Here is a 20338-nt window from a genome sequence, read left to right as displayed (position 1 = left end):
GGATGGGGTCAGTTGGAGGTCATATGTTAGAGTTTACGCCTTTATTAATAAAGGAAAATAGTATTCCTATTTATGTGCAATTGTATCAATATATCAGACAAAAAATAGAAGAGGGCGACATTCCGGAAGGAGCGCTTCTGCCCTCCATCCGTTATTTATCGGGGCATTTACATATCAGTAAAAATACGGTCGAAAACGCGTATCAGCAATTGGCGGCAGAAGGATATGCGGAAAGTAAACCGAGAAGCGGGCTGGTTGTCATGCCCTTAGAGCAGCCTGTTGTCCTGCCTTCTTCCCGTAATATCAGGCAGAAACCGAAAGCAGCTGAGGATGAGAAAGAAAACATCATTTATGATTTCCGATACGGTGACATTGATGTGAAGTCATTTCCCATGCAGACGTGGAAGCGGTGTTTAAATCAAGCGCTGACCGATGAACCGGAACAGTTATTACTGTCCAATCATGGAAAAGGAGATATCGGCCTCAGAACAGAATTATCCGACCATTTATTTCAGGCGAGAGGGGTTCTGAGTTCGCCGGAGCAAATCATAATCTGTTCCGGCACACAGCAGGCTCTCAGTCTTATGATTCAATTGCTCTCTTTTGAAGATCGTTCCGTCGCCATGGAGAACCCGGGTTACGCGGGGGCTAGGTCTGTTTTTATCAATCATGGCTTGACCGTAAAGCCGATTCGCCTTGAACAGGATGGAATAGATATCGAACAGCTTAAGAGAATGAAAGCAAGAGCCGTCTATATTACGCCTTCTCATCAATTTCCGTACGGCATGGTGCTTCCGATTCAGAAGCGGTTATCGCTATTGGAATGGGCAAATCAGCATGACAGCTATATTATCGAGGATGACTATGACAGTGAATTTCGGTATCAAGGCCGTCCGATCCCTTCGTTAAAGGCTTTAGACGCAAAAGACAATGTCATTTACTTAGGGACCTTCTCCAAATCATTTTTGCCTGCCGCGCGGTTAAGCTATATTGTCCTGCCGCAAAAGCTGCTTGATGTGTACGATCATACATTCATCAATTACAGTCAATCCGCATCACCTATCATTCAAAAAGCATTATATTTATTTATGAAAGAAGGCTATTTTAAAAGCCACATTCGTAAAATGAGAAAAATTTATCAGAAAAAGCATCAAACATTGATTCAGGCATTACAAAAACAGATGGGCCGGCACATTGAAATCATCGGACAAAAAGCGGGGCTGCATTTGTTGGTAAACGTGAAGGACAGGTCTGCGCAGGAACTGGTGGATAAAGCACAAGCAGCCGGTGTCAGAGTGTATGACACATCACCATATTGGATAAACCCTAAGGAGCCTGAATCATCGATGGTCATCCTCGGCTTCGGCGGACTTTCAGAGGAAGAAATCGAAGAAGGAATCTGTCAGCTTCGGAAAGCATGGTTCCCGTTTGATACTACGTAAAAAAACAACCCTGATGAGGGTTGTTTTTCATTCGCTTGATTAAAAGTAATCTGAGAAATAAGGGGTTTGTGTTTCTAACAGGTCTTCAATTAATTCCAATGTGTCAAGGCTGCATTCCAGCCGGCCTATCCGGTGAAGATATTCAGGTTTCCGATAAGCAAATAATAATGCTGTCATCGTTTGTATATCCGCTTTCGCTGTTTCAGGATCACCGCCGCGCCTTAAAACTCCTTTTCCTTCAGGGGAGATCTCGACGGTAAAGACACCTTGATTCCATTCAAGCAGCGGATCGTCTAATGTAAACGACCATGACCGTTTCTCTTTCTGCGGTTTGAAAGGATACTGATTGATAAACTGTTCAATATCGACAATACGTGCCATAAAGTAAGGAGAAATCGTTTCCTTAATTTCAGCATCTTCCAACAAAAAGGCAATCGGTTCATTAGAAAAATTGTTACCCACCACTTTTGTGACCATAGAGAAGTGTGCAGATATAAAGTTCCACAAACCTCTTCGCGCCTCTTCATTCACATAAACCATTTCTTTAATATGAAAAATTTCATCCGCGATCCAATAAAGCACATACCCGTTCGCTTGTCTGGATTGGTCATAATAAACCGCAGCTGTGAGGTCATCTAAATCCCAACGCCAGTATTCATCCCAGGCTAAATCATTCCTGATCATTGCGGCATGGTTTTGGTGCGCGAAGCGGCTGTAGACTTCCTTGATCACATCATGATCCGGATTGACGCGTTCAACTTCTCCTAAAACGGTTCTCATTTTCGGAAGCTGAAAATCTTTCACTTCAAAGGTCATTTTATCGCTTATGATTTCCCAGCCTTTTCGTCTGTAGTAAGGAATTGAGTAAGGGAAGAGGTAGGAAACGGATTGTCCGCGCTTCCGCATATCGACTAAAGATTTATAAAGCAGTTTAGCCATTAATCCCATATTGGCGTATTCGGGATAAGTTCCGACTCCCGTCACGCCGCCCATTTCATACGTTTTATTAAAGATTCGCACTTGAAAAGGGTATACGGCCGCTTGTGAAACCAGTTTATCTTTATCAAACCATCCTAATACGTGTGCTTGTTCCAAAACAGGAAGTTTCGCAGACACAATTTCGGGTTCCTGCCAGCCCACTTCATGCAAATTACTGTTCGTTACTTGGAAAACATAACGCAACAGCTGGTTAAACTGTTTTAAATGTGTCGTTTCAACTTTCTTCAATTCAAGCCTTTTTTCTCTGCTCATTATGTTCGCTCCTACATCAATAGATCATCAGGGCAGTACACCGCCCAATAATGACTGAACGTCAATCATTTTTTGGGTGTATAATCGTATTTTAACAATATTTCTCTTATTTCATGCAAGTATTCAACGATGGGGCATAAGAACATGAAACCGATTTACATAAAGTGTACATGAAAATTTCCTGCATTGCCAATGATTCAGTGTGAAGCAATCATAATGAAACGCACGGCCATATAAAGCCGTGCGTTCAAACTGTTTATTTGACGACAGACATATTGACACTGTTTCCGGAAACTGTCACTTTGGCAAAGTCTTGTGTATCGATGACAGGTGTGACGGTTTTGTTGTCGACGGTAATGTTTGTAAATGATGTCGAGAAATTTGATTTGATAGCAGGGCGCTGATCTTCCGATGTCACCGCAACGGTTGCGAGCGCTTTCCATTTTGAGACGGCGCCGACGTTTGTTTGATTGATTTCTGAGATGATGCGGCCGCTGTATCCGTCATTGTTCGTGCCCCAGTATGTTGCACGGGTATTACCGTTAAGGTTTTTGTAGATTGTCAGTTGTACGGTGCTGCCGGGGCGGAAGCCTTTCGTATAAGTGAATTGGCTTTCTCCTTCAAGGTACCGGACCTCGCCCTGTCCTTTTGAACCGACTTTCATAATCGGTTTCCATACGTTATATTTCTCACTGTATTGAAGCCCGATATCGGCTTCTGTGCCTCCGGTAAAGCCGGAATAAATATAGGCTGTCCCATTTGACACCTGAATGGATGCCGGCAGCTGAATTTTCGTGACAAGAACTGACCCGGTGCTGTTCAGGTAGGCCCTTCCGCCGATTCCTTTACTGAGCTGAGTCGCCGCTTCCGCCGTTTTTGGGCTGATAAGCCCCGGAATATCTGCCGAACATGTGCCAAAAAGAACGGTTGTAGTGAGTACGCCCGCAAGCAGCCCTTTTTTGATCATCATTTTCTCCTCCTGCAATCATAGTTAGATAGCGCTATCATCATACATTATAAAAATATTCTGAAAAAAATTCCATATAAAAGGTGCCTAAGGAAATTGATTTGAATCTTTTTACCTATTTATCTTGTAAATGGTTATTATTTGAATTATGATATGTTCAGTAATACAACATTTTACATAACGGGGGATGACAGAGATGAAAAAAACGGCAGCCGTGCTTTTGTCTGCAGGTCTGGTGTTCAGCTGTTCTTACGGGGCGGGGCAGAAGGCAGAGGCGAAAACAAAGGTTAAAACGTATCAAAACTGCAAAGCGCTGAACAAGGTGTATAAAGGCGGAGTGGCCCGTACGTCTAAAGTGAAAAACAAGGGCGGAAAAACAAAGTACAAGCCGTACGTCTCAAAAACGCTTTACGATGCCAACCGAAAGCTTGATCGGGATAAAGATTATATCGCGTGTGAGAAATAAAAAAACAAGGCCCTTTATAAGAAGGGTCTTGTTTTTTTGAGATTACTCAACGGTCACCGCTGTTCCGTATCCGATTAATTCAGATGTGTTTTGCCCGGCGGTCAGTTCAAACCGCAGACCGACGATGGCATTGGCCCCGAGCTGCTCCGCCTCTCTGATTAAACGTTCCTTTACGGCCTTTTTTGAGTCCTCCAGCATCTCCGTATAGCTTTTTAATTCTCCGCCGACGACAGATTTTAAGCCTGCGAGCAGGTCTTTTCCGATATGGCGGGATTGGACGATGCTGCTTGTCACCAATCCTTTTACTTCTGTAATCTGTTTTGCGGCAATGGTTTCAGTCGTTGTCATAATCATACAGGGTTCCCCTTTCATGTCTCGTCATACCGCTATCTTACCATCTATGCGGCCCTTTCGGCTGTGTTGATTTGTTTTTTTCTGACAGCGGCGCTGACCGCAAACATAACTGCCGTATTCAAAACCAATGCAATAATGCCTGTATTCATATCTTTGACGGTCTGGGGGAGGAATGGGAAAAGCGTTCCGATGGTTGATTCGGTCAGCGTGATGAACGCAACCGTCCCGGCCCCTGCCAATATGCCGGCAAAAGCGCCTTGGCTCGTAACAAACCGCTGCTTTGGCAGGCTGAATACAAGCGCCGGGAAGAGCTGTGTGACAAGGCTGTATCCCATTAGAAGCAAGGTGACGATGGTGTTTCCGCCTTTCAGCGTAAAATAAACGGAAATCAGCGCAATCACGGGAACGGCGTATTTTGCCAATTGTGATACCGTTTTGTCGGATGTTTCGGGCGCAATGACTTTGTAAACATTTTTAGCGAACAGCGTGCTTGAGGCCATTAAAATCATCGAACCGGGTACAAGGGCCGTCAGGATTCCCGCCGCTCCGATCAATCCGACAAACCAAGGATCGAAGGTTTTCAGCGAAAGTTTTAATAAGGCGAGATCCGTATCTGCCCCTTTTAATCCGGGCACTTGGAGAATCGCCGCAAATCCGACAAAGATGACAAACAGCAGGACAAGCTGGTATAGAGGCATCATGATCGCGTTTTTGCGGAAAACCCGCGGATGCTCTGCTGCATATGAGGCTGCGAAGGTATGGGGCCACATGTAAAAGCCGAGGGCTGTCAGCAGGACGGTCGAGCTGAACCATGAAACGCTCTGGCCGGTTTCAGGAAGGGTGAGAAAACCCGGTTTTGCGGCTTCGATTTCTCTGAACATCTCTGAAAAGCCGCCATAGTAATGAATCGGCAAATAAATTCCTAAATATAACACGACGCCTAAAATCATGATATCTTTGACGACTGAGATCCAGGCAGATCCGTGAATACCTGAAATCATGACATACAGCGTGATGGATGCTGCTCCGATCCAGATTGCGGCGGTCGGCGAAATCAGCCCGTAGGATGTGGCTGAAACAATTAATCCGAGCCCTTTCAGCTGCAGGACGAGGTAGGGAATGAGGGCTATGATGCCCACGATTGACACAAGAATACCGAGGAGCGGACTTTTATATTTTGAAATGAAGAAATCAGATTGTGACATCAGTTTATGTTTTTTGGCATAGGTCCAGACTGCCGGCAAAAGCCAATACGACAAAATGTAAGCGAGGCAGCCGTAAGCGATGATATAAAAGGCGGGGCCTCCTTTTCCGTAAGCCCATCCGCTTCCGCCGAGAAACGTGAAGGTCGTGTAAATTTCTCCCGCCATTAATAAAAAGACAAACAGCGTGCCGAAGCCGCGGCCGCCGACCGTCCATTGTTCAAGGTCCATATCCTTGCCTTTTCGGGCGCGGATTCCAAGATATACACAAAATAAGAGCACGGCGGCCATCACGAAAAATGCTGCGCTCATTCCGTCTCACCCGCCTTGTTTTCCTTGTCCAGTTTGTAAACAGCCGCCATCAGCACAGAAGTCAGCACCGCCCATATGACAACATACGCGAGGATGAAAGGCATGCCGAAAAGATAAGGGGTCACCCGATTGGCAAATGGGATGCCGGCAAGAATTCCGAAAAAGGGCAGGGCAGCAAGAAAATGAATCAGTTTCATAACATTCCTCCTTTTAATAGAAAACAGCGTGTCCCGAATTATAAATAAAATCGTGTCGAATGTATAGTGTGAATAGTCTGAAATTTATCGAAGGGAAAGTAAAAGCAGTCCGTACTGCTTTTCAAGTTTTAGCGGCAAACAGATAAAACTCCACCAAGGCGGTTACCTGTTCCCGTATTCTCGGGTTGAAATAGCGACGTTTCTCTTCATAGCCGTTTACGGTGCAGACATAAAGAGTAAATGCTTCATCTCTTTCGGCCTCATGCATTTTAATTTTACGCTTTCTTAACTCTTTTCGAACATCAATCAAATCCTTTTGTGCTAATTTTAAAGAGCAGCTGATAAGCTGTTTATAGGGTTGTTTTAATTTGAACGGGCACGAGTCAAGCGTTTCAAGATCCCGGTTCAGGATGGTGACAGCCATGGGTAAAAACAGCCCCCGTTCGATGAGATCGCTGGTGCCGTTCTGAATGTTAGGCATAAAATACTCCTTCTTTCTTAAATGGGAACGTTTGTTCTCGTTTTTTATTCTATACTCGTTTACGCCATGTTTCAAGTCAGAAAATCTCGTAAACATTTTCGTTTTTTGGAGATAATGTGTAGAATAAGGGTAGACAAACTCGCGTCCGCCGCTTCGGTCAGAAAAGGGCTTTCGGTTTCATCCGCAGACATCAATCAGTAAGAAAGATGATGCTTTGGGTGGAGCGCCATGGATTCGGCCCGCTGTTTATTTTACTGTGCTTTCCCTTCACGCCTTCAGCCGCGGTGCATGTCGTTGCCGGCCTGTCACGGGTGGGTGCGCTGCAGTTTATCTCCGCCGCTGCCATGGGGAAATTGGTCATGATCTTTATGATCAGCTTTATCGGATATGATCTTCACGCGCTCATCACACAGCCCGTCCGGATGGTGATTGCGATCGCGGTGATCGCAGGGCTGTGGTATGCCGGAAAGCGTATCGAGCGGCGTTTACACACAAGAATCAGTCAGCATGAGAAAGACGGAGGGAGACAAGAATCTTGAAAAAACGGTTTTGGTTTATAGTCGGCGTGCTTATCGTTGTTTTGGCCATACAATTAAAAAATGCCATTTTTATTGATTATAAAGTCGAAGGAATCAGTATGAATCCGACCTTTAAACAAGGAAATGAGCTGATGGTCAACAAGTTTTCCCATCGTTACAAAACAATCCGCCGCTTCGATATTGTTTTGTTTAAAGGCCCGCATCACAAAGTGCTGATCAAACGTGTCATCGGTCTGCCCGGCGAGTCGATTGCATACAGGGACGATCAGCTGTATGTAAACGGAAAACGTGTGGCAGAGCCGTTTTTGAAACCATTGAAGTCATCGCTGTCTTCCGGGAGCCATGTGACCGGTGATTATACATTGAAGGAGACGACAGGTCAGAAAAAGATACCGAAGGGACAATATTTTGTCGTCGGTGACAACCGCATATACAGCCTCGACAGCCGCCATTTCGGCCCGATTAAGGATAAAAATATTGTCGGGGTCATTAATGAATCAGACGCCAAATGAAGGGCGTCTTTTTTCGGAAATGATTGCCAACGTGCAGAAAAAAGATTATAATCAAAATTGTTACGTGTGCAACAAAATTATACGCGTTTTATTTTTAAGATTTTTGTTACGTGAGTAACAAAATAGGAAGAGGAGCTGATAGTATGAATACACAGGCTGTCATTATCGGGGGAGGGCCGGTCGGGCTTATGCTTGCGTCAGAACTCACGCTTGCCGGGGTGAAAACGACTGTCATTGAACGTTTGAAGAAAACAGTGCCCTATTCAAAAGCGCTTGCCCTGCACCCGCGTACGCTGGAGCTTTTTGCGATGAGAGGCATATTGGAGCGCTTTTTGGATAAAGGAACGAAACAGTCTGCCGGTCATTTTTCTATGCTGGATGCCCGCCTGGACTTTTCTGTGCTGGATTCAAAGCAAAACTATTCATTGATGCTGCCTCAGGCAGATACAGAGCGGCTTTTGGAGGAGTATGCGATAGGCTTAGGCGCTGACATCATCCGCGGGGCTGAAGCGCTGGCTGTTACACAAACTGATGGCGGGGTGCAGACGGTATTCCGAGATGAAAACGGTATCCGCACGCTTCACAGCTTGTATGCCGTCGGCGCGGATGGAGCGGGGAGCATCGTCCGGAAACAGGCGGGCATTGCTTTTCCGGGCACCGATGCCACCATATTAGGAACTCTCGGCGATGCCGTGTTGAAGAATCCGCCTGAGTCAGCATTTTTTTCAGTGTGCGGCCAACAGGGGGCAGCTGTCATTGTTCCTCTGCCGGACGGTCTTTACCGTGTCATTATCGTCTCCCCGCACCTGCCGCAAAAACGGAAAGATGAACCGGTCACCGAAAATGAGCTGAAGGAAGACCTCCGCCGGATATGCGGAACGGATTTCGGTCTGAGTAATACTGTGTGGATGTCACGGTTTGGAAATGCGCAGCGGCAGGCCGAGCCGTACCGCTCCGGCCGGATTTTGGTGGCGGGGGATGCGGCGCACATTCATTTTCCCGCCGGCGGGCAAGGACTGAATGCAGGGCTTCAGGACGCGGTCAACCTGGGGTGGAAGCTGGCCGCGCAAATCAAAGGTGAAGCGCCGCCGCAGCTTTTGGACAGTTATCATGAGGAAAGGCACAGCGCGGGGAAAGATATTTTGCGCAATACGGAAGTGCAGACGAGACTGATCGATTTCACCGACTCAGGGCTAGCATTAAGGGACACGGTGTCAGCTTTATTGGCTTTTCCGGAATCCAATCGATATTTGGCAGGGAAAATATCTGCTCTTGATGTGCATTACGAACCGGATTCTGATATGCCGCCGCATGTCCTGAACGGAAAACGGCTGCCGGATATGGAACTTATTCTTCACGACGGCCGATCGGCCCGGCTGTATGATTTTCTTCGGAAGGGCGCATTTGTGCTGCTGTCATTAAGAGAAAGCATACCTGCCGATATTGATACGGGGAGAGTGATGGCTGTCCGGGCTTCTCTTTCTGAAACGCGCGGCGATTGGCATGACGTTCACACGGTGTTGATCCGGCCGGACGGCCATGTGGCTTGGGCAGCCGGCGGCTCAGACCGCCATGCGGAAGAAACCGTTATGGCGGGGATGGGGCGCTGGGGATTAAACTGATCACATTTCATGCGCCGATTCGATTGTTTCTTTCGTAACAAAACGATATAGTAAAAGAAACAATGAATACGGAAGGGTGACCCGCAGTTGGATCCAAGCCAGCTAGAACATGCAAAACACATGATTCTTGAACGATTAACAAATATCTTTCACGAGCAGGAGAGGTGTCAGGAGGACATCAGAATGTCTTTGGCCGGCCGGATGGACGAACTCCGTGAGGAAAACGGCAAAAAACTTCAGCTGACCCTGACGGAAATTCATATATTGTCTTGTATCGGAGATCATGAACCGATCAATGTCACTTCGATAGCGGAAAAAATGAAGACAACAAAACCGACTGTTTCCAGAAGCTGCGCAAAGTTTTTACAAGCCGGCTTTCTGCGCAGAACCCGGCTGAGCGACAATAAAAAGGAAGTCTATTTCCGCCTGACCCCTGCCGGGAAAGAGCTGCACGGCCTGCATCACGAATATCACGAAATCATTAAAGAGCGCCTGATGAAGCTTTTGGATCGCTATACAGATGAAGAGCTGTTATTTGCTGGACGGCTGTTCCGCGATCTTTCGGAAAACTGGCGGTTTGTCAATGCCGGGGGAAAGCTGTTTTCCGACTAAAAAAACACGCATCATATGTGCGTGTTTTTTGCTTGGCCCATTCCGTTACCAGATCAGGTTCTTCTTTCTATCCGGCCGCTGCTTCCGGCAGAACGGCCCTCTCGGGAAAGATGATGCAGCAGCCTGTAAAAGGGCGGAAGCATGGCGATGACAAGAATAACCCGGATGACCTGAACCGCGACGACGAAGGTCGAGTCCTCATGCAGAGTGATGGAGGTTGCCGCCATCTCGGCGATGCCGCCGGGGGCGAAGGCGAGAACGGATGTAATCATCGGAATGCCCGTCAGCTTAGAAACGATCACCGCGCTCAGAATCATGGCCGCGATTAATCCGACTGAGGAAATGAATCCGACGGTAAGCACCCTTGTGACACCTGTAAACATGCTTTTATACATTTTTGAGCCGATCGTGGCGCCGAGAAAAATCTGCGACAGCTGATTCGCTTCCGGCGGCCACCAGGCCAAAATGTCTTCTCCGGCCCAACCGGATACGCCGATTTGCGCAGCCGCAACGCCTATCATGCTGCCGAGCAGCCACGGAGCCGGAAATTTCAGCAGTTTGGCTCCTTTACTTGCCAGCCACGCGGCCAAAATAAACCCGGCCGTTAACAGGACGGGAATAAGTCCTGCATTTACGGCTCCCGATGTCATTGCTCCTGCGGCTTCCTGAGTGCCGCCGCTTTGTTTCGTAAATAAGAAAATGACCAGAAACGGAATTGTCATGACGACCAAGAGGACGCGGATCAGCTGGATAAGGCTTACGATGGCTGTGTTGGCGCCGACTTCCTGAGCGATGCCGGGCATGGCGGACAGACCGCCGGGGGCCGTGCCTACAAAGCTTGTCATCATGTCCGTCCGGCTGAAGCGCCAGAGCGCATATCCGGAAAACAGGGCCATGACAATGGAGAAAATCAGCATGATTCCCACCGGCAGCCAATGCTCCCGTAAGACGGAAAGTACGGACAAGTTCAATTTCTGGCCAAGCTCGATTCCGAGAATCATTTGTCCTAACGCGAGCCATCTGCGGTGAATGCCTCTTCTGTCGGACGCCATGAACAGCCAGCGCGGCCGCACGATGGAAAGGATGCAGCCCGCCATAAGCGTTCCGAGCATCCATGCGATAGACATACCTGTAAACGAAAGAAGAAACCCCCCTGCCGCACTTATGAGGATAAACCAGATATCCGTAAGGAGATGTTTGTCTTTCTTCACTAAAAAAACCTTCTTCCTAAAACGTTCCTATTTAATTGTTAAGCTCGTTAACTTACTATAACTATAGTATAAATTTTAAGATAAATAAATTATTAATTATTACTCGTCAGCCATTCGTTTTTCTTATCGTAAACAAAAAAAGCTCCCTGATCAGGAGCTTTTTCTGCTAGGCGCCATTTTGCGGCAGGCCTCAGCACATATAAAGCATGCTTTTGCGCATGCCTGGCAGTGGTCATGATCGTGCATCCGGCACTCTTTTGCGCACGCTTCGCACATTTCGGCGCAGAGCGCACAAATGTCGGCTGCAAACGGGCTTTCTGCTTCTATTGCTCTTACGGCAAACGCGCACATGTCCGCGCATTCTCTGTCAAGCCGGATGCACTCGCTTAATTCATGATGGTTCTGTTCTGACAGACACTGATTAAAACATCTGTTGCAAGCCTCCATACAGCTGATGCATGCCTCAAGACAGGCTTGCGAATTTTGCAATTGTACCATTTGGATAACCTCCCCGAATGTGTCAGGATGGTTATCCTTTTCCCGGCGAATTTGAAGTCAAACCCGCCGGGTGGTGGTGGTGGCAGGGGAGGTGTATCATATCATATAAAAACCAGACGGCATGACGCTGTTCGTCTTGAGCCGTGCGAGCAAATAATTGCTTCGCCTCAAGGTTTGAGGATCTGTCGGCTGCGTGCAGATAAAAATCAGCCGTTCTTTGTTCGTCGAAGAAAGCCGCTTTCAGCCCGTCTTTATATGAACGCGGACAATGCTCTGTTTGTTTGGGCGTCAAGTGTTTACCGGTAATCGATGCATACAGTGAAGAAAAGGCGTGAAGATGGCGCACTTCTTCCTCTCTGATGTGTTCGATTTGTTTTCTGATTTCTGCGGTCGGCGCTTTCTCGGCCAGAATCGAATAGCAAATAACGGCGCTGTATTCTCCGTTAATTGATTTTACAAGGTCTTTTATGAGAACAGAGTCGTCTCTGTATACGGCTGTGCAAGGAAAGTAATTGTCGTACATGGGCTCACCCCCGTTTTTTATACAGTATACGATCACGTGCCGTGACATGTGCGGATATCATCGCTTATTCTTGATCGAGGGGTGATGCAATATGGTCATCGTACGTATCGATGAACAGGCGGCCATTGCTTCCCCGGACAGCGTATACGACGTCGCTCACCTTAAGCTGCCTCTTGTTCAGCTCTTCTCTCAGCCATGTTTCCGACACGTGGTTTTCTTTCAGGTTCTTGGTGACCAGTTTTCCGTCCATGACAAGCTCTACCGCAAAGTTTTTTTCCTGTTTGGCGGAAATGCCGAGATCTTGTCTTGTGACGGCCGCATATTCCGGTTTTTTTTCAACAGACATGCCTCCGTTCGTTTCGATTATGGCGGTTTGGACTTGAGAAACGTCAAATATATCTTTTTCACGCAGCTGCTGGTTTAGGTAGTCGATGGTATAACGCATTGTTTTCATGTTGTTTTCGAGTATTTTGCCGTTTTGAATAACAATGGTCGGTTTTCCTGCGAAGAAGCCTCTGACGGTTCTGTTTTTCATAGAAAAATATGCGACGCCGTAAATGATCATCACAAAGATGGTATAAGCAATGACAGTATAATGAATCGGCAGCTTTGTATTAAACGATAAATTTGCCGTAATGGCGCCGAGCGAGATGGCTGCAATGAAATCAAAAAGTGTCATTTGTGAAATGGTTTGTTTTCCGAGTAAACGGGCGCCGATAAAAAGAATACTGAAGGAAAGGGCGGTTCGTATAATGACTTCGGGATATTCTGACATATGTATAATCCTTTTTCTTTTTATGTTGGACAAACATCGGCTTTTTTAAAACAAGCATCCCGTTTTTACCAGCAGATCAGATTGGTCATTTTCGTCAACTTTCGATAAAATGTAGAGAGATAAAAAGAGAGGGGTCTTCTAATTTGGGTGTTGAGTTTTTAGTAGGCAGATCCGGGAGTGGGAAAACGAGGCTGATTATCGACAGCATTCAAGATGAACTGCGCCGGGAGCCGTTCGGGAAGCCGATCATTTTTCTAGTCCCGGATCAAATGACGTTTTTAATGGAATATGAGCTTGCTAAAACGCCTGATATCGGCGGTATGATACGCGCTCAAGTTTTCAGCTTTTCACGTTTGGCATGGCGTGTGCTTCAGCGTACCGGGGGAATGAACCGCCCGTTTGTGACGACGACGGGCGTGCAAATGCTTTTGAGAAAGCTGATTGAAGAATATAAGCACGATTTCAAAGTGTATCAAAAGGCAAGTGATAAAAGCGGGTTCACTGAGCAGGTGGAACGGATGCTGACTGAGTTTAAACGCTACTGTCTTGAGCCTGCCGATATCCGCCGAATGGCAGAGAGCGGAACGTCGTCTGAATATCGCGGAGAGCGGATGCTGGCTGAAAAGCTGCATGACTTAGGGATCTTATATCAGCAGATGGAAAGAAGTCTTGACGGCCAATATTTGCATTCAGAGGATTATTTGACGCTGCTCGCTCAGCAGATCCCTTTAGCGGATGATCTAAAAGGCGCCCGTGTTTATGTGGACGGCTTTTACCAATTTACGCCGCAGGAATTCAGAGTGCTGGAACAGCTGATCACGCAGGCTGATCATGTGACATTTTCATTGACGGCGGACAAGCCTTCTGCAGAACGCGTGCCTGATGAGCTGGATTTGTTCAGAATGACGGGCAGCACATATTATAAGCTTTACCAGACGGCAAAGGAACTGAACGCTGATATTTCCTGCAAAGAACTGCATGGCACAAAAAGGCATAAGCATGCGCCTGAGCTTGCCCACGCCGAAGCGCAATATGACGTGCGTCCGGCTCGTCCGTTTGTAAACGGGCAGGAGGCTTTTACCGTCATGCAAGCGCAAAACAGAAGAGCGGAGCTGGAGGGTATTGCCCGGGAAATTCATTCGCTTGTCAGGGACAGAGGGTATCGGTACAGAGATATGGCCATTCTCATCCGTCAGCCGGAAGATTATAAAGATATGCTGAAAGAAGTGTTCGAAGATTACGAGCTTCCTTATTTTATTGACGGAAAAGCTTCTATGCAGCATCACCCGCTCATTGAGTTTATCCGCTCCAGCTTGGATGTGGTGAAGGGAAATTGGAGATACGAAGCGGTGTTTCGCTGCGCGAAAACCGAACTGCTATTCCCTCTCGATCAGCCGGAGCAGAAGATGAGAGAGCAAGTCGACCAGCTAGAAAACTATTGTATCGCCTATGGAATAAAGGGCGAGCGCTGGACGAACGGAGAGCGTTTTACCTACAGGCGCTTCGTATCGCTGGATGAGGAGTTTGCGCAAACGGATCAAGAAATTGAGACCGAGAATATGCTGAACGAAACGAAGGAATGGATTGCCGCGCCGCTTTTTCAGCTCCAAAAACGGCTGAAAAAAGCAAAAACGGTACAAAGCATGGCGGAAGCTCTGTATCTCTATTTGGAGGAAACCGATGTTCCGTTAAAACTCGACCGCAAACGGCAGCGGGCGGAAGAGGCCGGAAACATCATTGAAGCGCAGCAGCACAGTCAGGCATGGGATGCCGTCATTCAGCTTCTCGAGGAGTTTGCCGGCATGATGGGTGAAGATGAAATGTCTTTGGCGCTGTTTCAGCAAATGCTTGAGACGGGAGCGGAATCGCTCAATTTTTCTTTGATTCCCCCTGCGCTCGACCAAGTGTTTGTAGGCAATATGGATTTGTCAAGAATTTACGGTGCGTCCTGCACTTTTGTCATCGGAGCGAACGACGGCGTCCTTCCCGCGCGGCCGGATGAAAGCGGAGTTTTGTCTGATGACGACCGGGAGTGGCTGAAAACGATCGGTGTGGAGCTGTCTTCCGCGGGCCGCGAGCGTATCCTTGATGAGCACTTTCTGATCTATATGGCGCTTTCAAGCCCTTCTGACCGTCTTTACGTGTCATACCCGATTGCGGACGCGGAAGGAAAGACGCTCCTGCCGTCAATCGTGGTGAACAGGCTCGGCGATCTTTTCCCGGAACATCAGGAAAAGCTGTTAGCGGGTGATCCCGAGCAGGTGAGTGAAGAGGAGCAGCTTCATTACCTTGTCAATAAAAAGGTGGCGCGAACATATACAGCAAGCCAGCTCAGATTATGGTCAAGAGAGTATGAGATCAGTGACGTATGGTGGAGCGCATACAATGTGCTGATAAACGGGCCTGACAACCGGAGCGCAAAAAAGCTGTTCTCCAGCCTGTTTTTCCGCAATGACGCCAAACGGCTTGAACGGCCCGTTTCGCGCCAGCTTTACGGAGAGCATATTAAAGGAAGCGTATCACGGATGGAAGCATTTAACGCCTGCCAGTTTTCCCATTTTGCATCCCACGGGCTGCAATTAAAGGAGCGGCAGTTTTTCAAGCTGGAAGCGCCGGATATTGGACAGCTGTTTCATTCCAGCCTGAAGCTGATTTCAGACCGTCTGCGCGAACAACATCTGGATTGGCGCGACTTAACGAAGGATCAGTGCCGGAATTTCTCCTATGACGCGGTAGAACGGCTTGCGCCGAAGCTGCAAAAAGAGATTTTGCTCAGTTCAAACAGGCATTTTTATGTGAAAGAAAAACTGCAGAAAATCGTCACACGCGTTTCAGGCATATTAAGTGAACATGCGAAGGCGAGCGGCTTCGTGCCGATCGGGCTTGAGCTCGGTTTTGGAGGGAACGGCCCGCTGCCTCCGCTCACCTTCACTTTGAAAAACGGATGTACGATGGAACTTGTCGGACGGATTGACCGCGTCGATAAAGCGGAAAGCTCAAAAGGCCTTCTGCTGAGAATCGTTGATTATAAATCGAGCGACAAAGGCCTTGATTTGGCGGAAGTGTATTACGGGCTCGCTCTGCAAATGCTCACCTATCTTGATTTGTCGATCACACATTCGGCCGATTGGCTCGGTATGAAGGCGATGCCGGCCGGAGTGCTGTATTTTCATATCCATGATCCGATGATTCAAGCGAATCTGCCGCTCGGACTTGATGAAATCGAGCAAGAAATATTTAAGAAATTTAAAATGAAAGGCCTTTTGCTCGGTGATCAGGAGGCGATCCGCCTGATGGACACGACATTGGAGGAAGGGCGATCGAATATTGTCAATGCCGGTTTGAAAAAGGACGGTTCTTTAAGATCTGATTCCGCGGCAGTCGGGGAACGGGATTTTCATCTGCTGACAGAACATGTGAGGCGGACATTTCAGCAGGCGGGCGAGGCGATTACAGACGGACTTGTGTCCATCACCCCGTATAAGCTGAAGGATAAGACCCCTTGTACTTTCTGCGCGTTTAAATCCGTGTGCCAGTTTGATGAATCACTGGAGGAAAACGAATACCGCAGCCTGAAAGCGGAAAAAGACGGCACCATACTCGATTGGCTGAAAAAGGAGGCGGATGATGATGCACATTCCTAAACCGCAAGACAGCATATGGACGATGGACCAATGGAACGCCATCGTTTCTTCCGGCCGCGATATCCTTGTTGCAGCCGCCGCCGGATCAGGCAAAACCGCTGTGCTTGTAGAACGGATGATCAGAAAAATAACGGCTGAAGATGATCCGATTGATGTAGACCGCCTTCTTGTGGTGACATTTACAAACGCATCCGCGGCGGAGATGAAGCACCGGATCGCCGAAGCATTGGACAAAGAGCTGGCCAAGCGGCCCGGATCTCTGCATATCAGACGGCAGCTGTCCCTTTTAAATAAGGCCAGTATCTCGACGCTGCATTCCTTCTGTCTGCAGGTACTGAGAAAATATTACTATATGATCGATCTTGACCCCGGTTTTCGGATGGCTGACCAGACTGAAGGCGAACTGCTCGGAGACGAAGTGCTTGATGAACTGTTTGAGGACGAATATGCAAAGGGAGACCAGGCATTTTTTGATCTTGTCGACAGATATACGACAGACCGCCATGATTTGGACCTTCAAGCTCTCGTCAAGCGGGTGTACGAATATTCCCGTTCGCACCCTGACCCGGAAGCATGGCTGAAAAGCTTTGTTCATCTGTACGATGTGACTGAAGGAAGCCGGATTGAAGAGCTGCCGTTTTATGCGTATGTGAGCGAGGATGCCGCAATGGCGCTGGACGGGGCAAAGCAAAAGCTCGAGCGGGCGCTTGAGCTTACAAAAGCGCCCGGCGGACCCGCGCCGCGCGCTGACAATTTTCTCGATGATCTGGCGCAGATAGAGGAGCTGATCAGCTCCCGGCATGACTTTACGGAGCTGTATAAACGGGTTCCCGCTGTTACATTTAAGCGCGCAAAGGCAGTCAAAGGAGACGAATTTGACAAGGCGCTTTTAGAGGAAGCGACTGATTTGCGAAACAGCGCAAAAAAGCTGATTGAAAAATTAAAAACCGACTATTTTACTAGAAGCCCAGAGGAGCATATAAAGAGTTTACAAGACATGAAACCGGTTATTGAAACTCTCGTTCAGCTCGTGATTTCATACGGAAAACGATTCGAAGCGGCAAAACAAGAGAAATCGATCATTGATTTTTCGGATTTGGAACATTATTGCCTGGCCATTTTATCTGATGTGAATGAAAAAGGGGAACGGGTGGCAAGTGAAGCCGCCGCATATTACCAAGAGCAGTTTCATGAAGTGCTTGTTGATGAATATCAAGATACCAATCTTGTGCAGGAATCGATTTTGCAGCTTGTCAAAAGCGGGCCTGAAGAGTCGGGAAACCTGTTTATGGTAGGGGATGTGAAGCAATCAATCTACCGTTTCAGACTGGCTGAGCCGCTCCTGTTCCTCGGAAAATATAAACGGTTTACGGAGCATGGGGAAGGCGCGGGACTGAAAATTGATCTTAACCAAAATTTCCGGAGCAGATCCGATATTTTGGACAGCACCAATTTCTTGTTTAAGCAGCTGATGGGCGGCAAAATCGGCGAGGTGGATTACGATGAGCAGGCGGAACTGAAGCTTGGGGCATCGTATCCGCAGAATGAAGAGACAAAAACAGAGCTGCTGCTGATTGACAGCGCTGATGATTCAGAAAGTGCCGAGGGCGCCGAAGATTTTGAAACGGTGCAGCTTGAAGCGAAAGCAATGGCGAAGGAGATTCGCCGGCTCGTCTCATCACCGTTTAAGGTATATGACGGAAAAACAAAAACACACCGAAACATCCAATACCGGGATATTGTCATCTTGCTGCGTTCCATGCCGTGGGCCCCGCAAATCATGGAGGAGCTGAAAAACCAAGGCATTCCGGTTTACGCCAATTTGACGACAGGTTATTTTGAAGCCGTTGAGGTGGCGTCTGCGCTTTCTGTCTTAAAGGTGATTGATAATCCGTATCAGGATATTCCGCTCGCTTCCGTGCTGCGCTCGCCTATCGTCGGCTGTGATGAAAACGAGCTTGCGCTGATTCGTCTGGAACATAAAAAAGCACCGTATTATGAAGCGATGAAGGCATATTTGGCAAGCGGAGACCGACACGATGAGCTGTATCAAAAACTGAGAAAATTTGCTTCCGACCTGCAAAAATGGCGGTCATTTTCTACAAATCACTCAGTGTCCGAGCTTATTTGGGAAGTGTACCGCGACACAGGATACTTTGATTATGTCGGCGGCATGCCGGGCGGAAAGCAGCGCCAGGCCAATTTACGTGTCTTGTATGACCGGGCGCGTTCTTATGAAGCGACGGCATTCCGCGGTTTATTCCGCTTTCTGCGCTTTATTGAACGTATGCAGGAGCGCGGGGATGATCTGGGGACGGCGCGCTCGCTCAGCGAGCAGGAGGATGTCGTTCGGCTGATGACGATCCACAGCAGCAAAGGGCTTGAATTCCCTGTCGTCTTCGCTGCGGGACTCGGCAGAAACTTTAATATGATGGATCTCAACAAATCATACTTGCTTGATAAAGAGCTTGGCTTCGGTACGAAATATATTCACCCGGAGCTGAGGATCAGCTATCCGACGCTTCCGCTGATTGCGATGAAGAAAAAAATGCGCAGAGAGCTGTTATCAGAAGAGCTGCGCGTTCTGTATGTGGCGCTGACGAGAGCGAAGGAAAAGCTGTTTCTCGTCGGTTCCTGCAAAAATCGTGAAAAACAGCTGGCAAAATGGCAAGGCCAAGCTGCTCAAACGGACTGGCTTCTTCCTGAATTTGACCGTTATCAGGCGGCATCCTATTTGGACTTTATCGGCCCGGCGCTCATTCGCCACCGTGATATGGAGTCGTTTAGAGCGCCGGGGCTTGCGGCTTCGGGGGACATTGCGCAAGATTCGTCACGTTTTCTCATTCGCATGCTTCAGAAAAGTGAATTGCTTGATGATGATATCGAAGAACGTGCGGAAGAAAAAAGCGCGCGTCTGGAAGCGATCAAACAAGGGGAGCCTGTCTCAGGTTCGTTTTCATTTGCTGAACAGGCGCACTGCTTACTTGAATGGGAGTACCCGTATCAAAAGCTGACAGCCATCCGGACGAAGCAGTCTGTTTCTGAATTGAAGCGAAAGCAAGAATACGAGGATGAATACAGCGGCCGCTCCCTTATAAAACCGTCCGGAGACAGTTTGTTATACAGGCGCCCGGGCTTTATGATGAAAAAAGGGCTGACCGCCGCCGAAAAAGGAACGGCGATGCATACGGTGATGCAGCACATTCCGATGACGCATGTGCCGACTGCTGAAGAAGCGGAGCGTACGGTCCGATCGCTTTATGAAAAGGAATTACTGACAGAAGAGCAGCGCGCCGCGATTGAAATAGAAGAAATCGTTCATTTCTTCCATACCGATGTCGGGGCAGATCTTCTCCGGGCGAAACGAATTGACCGCGAAGTGCCGTTCAGTATGGCGCTCCCGGCAAATGAGGTTTATTCCGATGCTGAAACAGCGGGAGAACCGCTCTTGGTGCAGGGAATTATTGATTGTCTGTACGAAACGGCTGACGGCCTGTATTTGCTTGACTATAAAACAGACCGGATTGAAGGAAAGTTCCGCAGCGGATTTGAAGGCGCCGCTCCGATTCTTAAACAAAGATATGAAACACAAATCGAACTTTATACAAAAGCGGTTGAACAAATTACAAAAACAAAAGTGAAAGGGCGTGCGCTCTATTTCTTCGATGGAGGCCGCGTGCTCACGCTGTAATAAGATCCGAAGCTCCTTATAGGAGCGGATCTTTTTTTC

At 47.9% G+C, this 20338-nt stretch carries 17 protein-coding genes and 1 pseudogene; 8 read left to right on the top strand and 10 right to left on the bottom strand.

Going from position 1 to position 20338, the window contains the following annotated elements; genetic code table 11:
• Window positions 1–23 precede the first annotated feature (23 nt).
• Window positions 24–1442: a MocR-like pyridoxine biosynthesis transcription factor PdxR gene (gene pdxR, locus KY305_RS07355; protein ID WP_223061983.1), complete on the top strand. Its 1419-nt coding sequence runs from the start codon at window positions 24–26 to the stop codon at window positions 1440–1442.
• Window positions 1443–1481: 39 nt separating this feature from the next.
• Here pdxR and KY305_RS07350 read toward each other — a convergent pair whose 3' ends face one another.
• Entirely contained in the window at window positions 1482–2693 is a 1212-nt protein-coding gene (locus KY305_RS07350) for a GNAT family N-acetyltransferase (protein ID WP_223061982.1), read from the bottom strand.
• Window positions 2694–2949: 256 nt separating this feature from the next.
• Window positions 2950–3660: a YrpD family protein gene (locus tag KY305_RS07345; RefSeq protein ID WP_223062130.1), complete on the bottom strand. Its 711-nt coding sequence runs from the start codon at window positions 3658–3660 to the stop codon at window positions 2950–2952.
• 196 nt (window positions 3661–3856) lie between these two features.
• Between KY305_RS07345 and KY305_RS07340 the strand changes: the two genes are divergently transcribed.
• The gene (locus KY305_RS07340) at window positions 3857–4126 is read left to right on the top strand and encodes an excalibur calcium-binding domain-containing protein (protein ID WP_214800808.1); all 270 of its coding nucleotides are present in this window, start codon (window positions 3857–3859) and stop codon (window positions 4124–4126) included.
• Window positions 4127–4168: 42 nt separating this feature from the next.
• Here KY305_RS07340 and KY305_RS07335 read toward each other — a convergent pair whose 3' ends face one another.
• The 4 genes from KY305_RS07335 to KY305_RS07320 form a co-directional block, all read right to left on the bottom strand.
• Window positions 4169–4480, bottom strand: coding sequence for a YbjQ family protein (locus KY305_RS07335; protein ID WP_214800810.1), 312 nt, complete (start codon window positions 4478–4480; stop codon window positions 4169–4171).
• 44 nt (window positions 4481–4524) lie between these two features.
• A complete protein-coding gene (locus KY305_RS07330; protein ID WP_223061981.1) occupies window positions 4525–5994 on the bottom strand; it encodes a sodium:solute symporter family protein in 1470 nt (489 codons plus the stop codon).
• Window positions 5991–6191, bottom strand: a complete 201-nt coding sequence (locus tag KY305_RS07325) for a DUF3311 domain-containing protein (protein ID WP_214800814.1) — start codon at window positions 6189–6191, stop codon at window positions 5991–5993. Before KY305_RS07325 ends, KY305_RS07330 begins: the two co-directional genes overlap by 4 nt.
• 121 nt (window positions 6192–6312) lie before the next feature.
• Complete coding sequence (locus KY305_RS07320) at window positions 6313–6672, bottom strand: YhjD family protein (RefSeq protein ID WP_223061980.1); 360 nt, start codon at window positions 6670–6672, stop codon at window positions 6313–6315.
• 143 nt (window positions 6673–6815) lie between these two features.
• Here KY305_RS07320 and KY305_RS07315 point away from each other — a divergent pair.
• The 4 genes and pseudogenes from KY305_RS07315 to KY305_RS07300 form a co-directional block, all read left to right on the top strand.
• Window positions 6816–7211, top strand: a pseudogene (locus tag KY305_RS07315) (TVP38/TMEM64 family protein); the annotation flags it as partial.
• The gene (gene lepB, locus KY305_RS07310; RefSeq protein ID WP_223061979.1) at window positions 7208–7723 is read left to right on the top strand and encodes a signal peptidase I; all 516 of its coding nucleotides are present in this window, start codon (window positions 7208–7210) and stop codon (window positions 7721–7723) included. The pseudogene KY305_RS07315 and the gene lepB, both read left to right, overlap by 4 nt.
• A 143-nt stretch (window positions 7724–7866) precedes the next feature.
• Window positions 7867–9345 (top strand): monooxygenase, encoded by a 1479-nt coding sequence (locus KY305_RS07305; RefSeq protein WP_223061978.1) that lies wholly within the window; start codon window positions 7867–7869, stop codon window positions 9343–9345.
• Between the two features lie 120 nt (window positions 9346–9465).
• Window positions 9466–9957: a MarR family transcriptional regulator gene (locus KY305_RS07300; protein WP_396021514.1), complete on the top strand. Its 492-nt coding sequence runs from the start codon at window positions 9466–9468 to the stop codon at window positions 9955–9957.
• Window positions 9958–10010: 53 nt separating this feature from the next.
• On the opposite strand, the gene KY305_RS07295 is transcribed toward KY305_RS07300, so the two are convergent.
• From KY305_RS07295 to KY305_RS07280, 4 genes are all read right to left on the bottom strand, one after another.
• Window positions 10011–11168 (bottom strand): AbrB family transcriptional regulator, encoded by a 1158-nt coding sequence (locus tag KY305_RS07295; RefSeq protein ID WP_223061976.1) that lies wholly within the window; start codon window positions 11166–11168, stop codon window positions 10011–10013.
• A 150-nt stretch (window positions 11169–11318) separates the two neighbouring features.
• Window positions 11319–11666 (bottom strand): four-helix bundle copper-binding protein, encoded by a 348-nt coding sequence (locus KY305_RS07290; RefSeq protein WP_223061975.1) that lies wholly within the window; start codon window positions 11664–11666, stop codon window positions 11319–11321.
• Between the two features lie 31 nt (window positions 11667–11697).
• Window positions 11698–12189 carry a ferritin family protein gene (locus KY305_RS07285; protein WP_223061974.1) on the bottom strand — a complete coding sequence of 164 codons (492 nt, stop codon included), beginning with the start codon at window positions 12187–12189 and terminating at the stop codon, window positions 11698–11700.
• A gap of 64 nt (window positions 12190–12253) precedes the next feature.
• Entirely contained in the window at window positions 12254–12964 is a 711-nt protein-coding gene (locus tag KY305_RS07280; protein WP_223061973.1) for a DUF421 domain-containing protein, read from the bottom strand.
• 143 nt (window positions 12965–13107) lie between these two features.
• Between KY305_RS07280 and addB the strand changes: the two genes are divergently transcribed.
• Window positions 13108–16608 (top strand): helicase-exonuclease AddAB subunit AddB, encoded by a 3501-nt coding sequence (gene addB / locus KY305_RS07275; protein ID WP_223061972.1) that lies wholly within the window; start codon window positions 13108–13110, stop codon window positions 16606–16608.
• A complete protein-coding gene (addA, locus tag KY305_RS07270) occupies window positions 16595–20299 on the top strand; it encodes a helicase-exonuclease AddAB subunit AddA (RefSeq protein WP_223062129.1) in 3705 nt (1234 codons plus the stop codon). The genes addB and addA overlap by 14 nt, the downstream gene beginning before the upstream one ends.
• The last annotated feature ends 39 nt before the right edge of the window (window positions 20300–20338 follow it).

It is taken from the genome of Bacillus sp. YC2, assembly GCF_019891195.1.
GTDB lineage: Bacteria > Bacillota > Bacilli > Bacillales > Bacillaceae > Bacillus.
This window is presented reverse-complemented; position numbering and strand designations above follow the sequence as displayed.